3 protein-coding genes and 1 pseudogene are annotated in these 3,007 nt (G+C 47.5%); all 4 read left to right on the top strand.

Going from position 1 to position 3,007, the window contains the following annotated elements; genetic code table 11:
- On the top strand, positions 1-628 hold a 628-nt coding region (locus tag AND4_RS18530), incomplete at its 5' end, for a response regulator transcription factor (protein WP_009844516.1).
- 122 nt (positions 629-750) lie between these two features.
- Complete coding sequence (locus AND4_RS18535) at positions 751-1,377, top strand: MarC family protein (RefSeq protein ID WP_009844517.1); 627 nt, start codon at positions 751-753, stop codon at positions 1,375-1,377.
- Positions 1,378-1,577: 200 nt separating this feature from the next.
- Positions 1,578-1,840 (top strand): annotated as a pseudogene (locus tag AND4_RS18540) (DUF4212 domain-containing protein).
- 12 nt (positions 1,841-1,852) lie between these two features.
- On the top strand, positions 1,853-3,007 hold a 1,155-nt coding region (locus tag AND4_RS18545; RefSeq protein WP_009844519.1), incomplete at its 3' end, for a sodium:solute symporter family protein.

Consider the following 3,007-nt stretch of genomic DNA (forward strand, 5'->3'; position numbering starts at 1 on the left):
GACCTACACCATTGTCATTGCCGATGATCATCCTCTGTTCCGCAATGCCCTGTTTCAATCAGTGCACATGGCAGTGAGTGGCGCCAACTTACTTGAAGCAGATACGCTGGATACGCTACTCGCGTTACTGGAAAAGGATGAAGAGCCAGATTTGGTGTTGTTGGATCTTAAAATGCCGGGCGCGAATGGCATGTCGGGATTGATTCACCTTCGTGCTGAATATCCTGATATTCCTGTTGTTGTCGTGTCAGCCAGCGAGGAAGCAAGTGTAGTCACGCAAGTAAAAAGTCACGGAGCATTTGGTTTTATTCCTAAATCGAGCGACATGCGCGAGCTTATCAATGCGCTCAACCAAGTCCTCAATGGCGATCCATACTTCCCAGAAGGCTTGCTCACCAACGACCAAGCATGTAATGACCTAGCAGAAAAGGTTGCCGCACTCACCCCCCAGCAATACAAAGTGTTAGGCATGCTTTCCGATGGTTTGCTCAACAAACAAATCGCTTACGAGCTCAATGTCTCCGAGGCCACCATTAAAGCGCACATGACCGCGATCTTCCGCAAACTGGATGTCAAGAATCGCACTCACGCCGTTATCCTAATGCAGCAAATAGAATATGAACCGTAGGATGATACCTTGGTATAGTTAATTCACCCCGATATAAAAATAGACCTTAAAATAAACTGGCTGTATGTAGCGCGCAGCCTTATTATCCCTGTGTTAAACCACTAACTCTGGGAGGTAATACTTTGCTCAGTATTCTTGTCACTCAATTTGTTGTTCTCTGGGCCGTCATCGACCCAGTTGGTTCGGTTCCCGTTTACCTATCACAAACTCAACACCTCACAGCAAAACAGCGCCGCCTTGTCGCATTAAAAGCCATTGCCATTTCAATGGGGGTATTGTTGTTCTTTCTTATTGCTGGTCAGTTATTGCTCGAAGCGATGCAAATCCCATTACCCGCCTTCCAAGCCGCTGGTGGCCTTGTGCTGTTGCTGTTTGCGTTGTCGATGATTTTTGGTGAGAGCAAACCAGAACAAGAACAAAAACTGGGGGAAGAAGTCAGCCACTCAGATCTCGCGGATTTAGCTGTCTATCCGCTTGCTATTCCTTCGATTGCCTCGCCAGGTGCCATGATGGCTATCGTGATGTTAACCGACAACAACCGCTACTCTTTTGTCGACCAAGCGATGACGGCTGGCGTTATGATTGCAGTACTTCTGGTTACCCTCTTCTTGTTGCTGGGTGCCAACACAATTCAAAAAGTGATTGGTAATGTGGGTGCCGCGATTATCAGCCGTGTGATGGGCCTTATCCTTGTCGCTGTAGCATTGAATAATCTGCTGCTTGGCATAAAAGACTTTTATGCTAATTGATAAAACTATTAGACCTTTGGCTAACTTAACATCAAATTAACAAGCCACTTTTATCCCCACTTCCTCCAAAGCGCCCTAAAAATGGGCGTTTTTTCTTTTTAGCGTCCCGACTAAAGTTGAAAAGAGTTCTTGCCCACGCCTTGCTAAGGTTCATAAGGAAACATTTTATTAACACAAATACCAATAGTAAGGAGACGGTAATGGCATTTGAAAATCAAGCAAGAGCTAAGGCTTACTGGGACAAGAACGTCAAGCTCATGATTACCCTGATGGTCGTCTGGTTCATGGTGTCTTTCGGCTGCGGCATCTTATTTGTCGACGAACTCAATCAATTTCAATTAGTGGATACAAACTCGGGATTTGGTTTGCTCAACAAGGCGCTTTTTATGCCTTCCTCGGGATTATTTTTTATTACGCATGGAAGATGCGCCAGATCGACCGTGAATTCGGCGTAGATGAGTAAAAGGTGACTTAGATGGATTTAAAAACGATTACTTATCTGGTGGTTGGAGCAACATTTGTCCTTTACATAGGCATTGCCATTTGGGCACGTGCTGGCTCAACCAAAGAATTCTACGTCGCGGGTGGTGGTGTAAATCCTATCGCTAACGGCATGGCGACCGCAGCGGACTGGATGTCAGCAGCATCGTTCATCTCAATGGCTGGCCTGATTGCCTTTATGGGTTACGGCGGTTCGGTGTTTCTGATGGGCTGGACAGGTGGCTACGTACTACTGGCTCTTCTGCTTGCTCCGTACCTCCGTAAATTCGGTAAGTTTACTGTACCGGAGTTCGTGGGTGAACGCTTCTACTCAAACACAGCGCGCATTGTAGCGGTTGTGTGCCTTATCATCGCATCGGTGACTTACGTTATCGGCCAGATGAAAGGCGTGGGTGTAGCATTCGGCCGTTTCCTAGAAGTGGATTACTCAACAGGTCTACTGATCGGCATGTGCATCGTATTCATGTACGCCGTAATGGGCGGCATGAAAGGCATTACCTACACGCAGATTGCTCAATATTGCGTACTCATTTTGGCTTACACTATCCCAGCAATCTTTATCTCTCTGCAACTGACAGGTCATCCACTGCCACAAATTGGACTAGGCAGCACCATTCAAGGCTCAGATGTTTATCTGCTTGATAGACTCGACCAAGTGGTCACCGAGCTCGGCTTTAGTGAATACACCACCCAAGTTCGTGGCGACACGCTCAACATGTTCGTCTACACCATGTCACTAATGATAGGTACTGCGGGTCTGCCACACGTCATCATCCGCTTCTTTACCGTACCTAAGGTTCGTGATGCCCGTTCATCAGCAGGCTGGGCGCTCGTTTTCATCGCTATCCTATACACAACAGCACCTGCAGTATCTGCAATGGCGCGTCTAAACCTGATGGATACCGTCAACCCAGCGCCGGGGCAACACCTTGCTTACGATGAGCGTCCTGACTGGTTCAAGAACTGGGAGAAAACTGGCCTCCTCGGTTTTGATGATAAAAACGGCGACGGCTTGATTGAGTACACATCCAACCCAGCAACTAACGAACTGAAAGTTGACCGTGACATCATGGTATTGGCAAACCCAGAGATCGCTAAGCTACCTAACTGGGTCATCGCGCTTGTCGCA

Origin of the sequence: Vibrio sp. AND4 (assembly GCF_000171815.1) — a bacterium.
Taxonomy (GTDB): domain Bacteria; phylum Pseudomonadota; class Gammaproteobacteria; order Enterobacterales; family Vibrionaceae; genus Vibrio.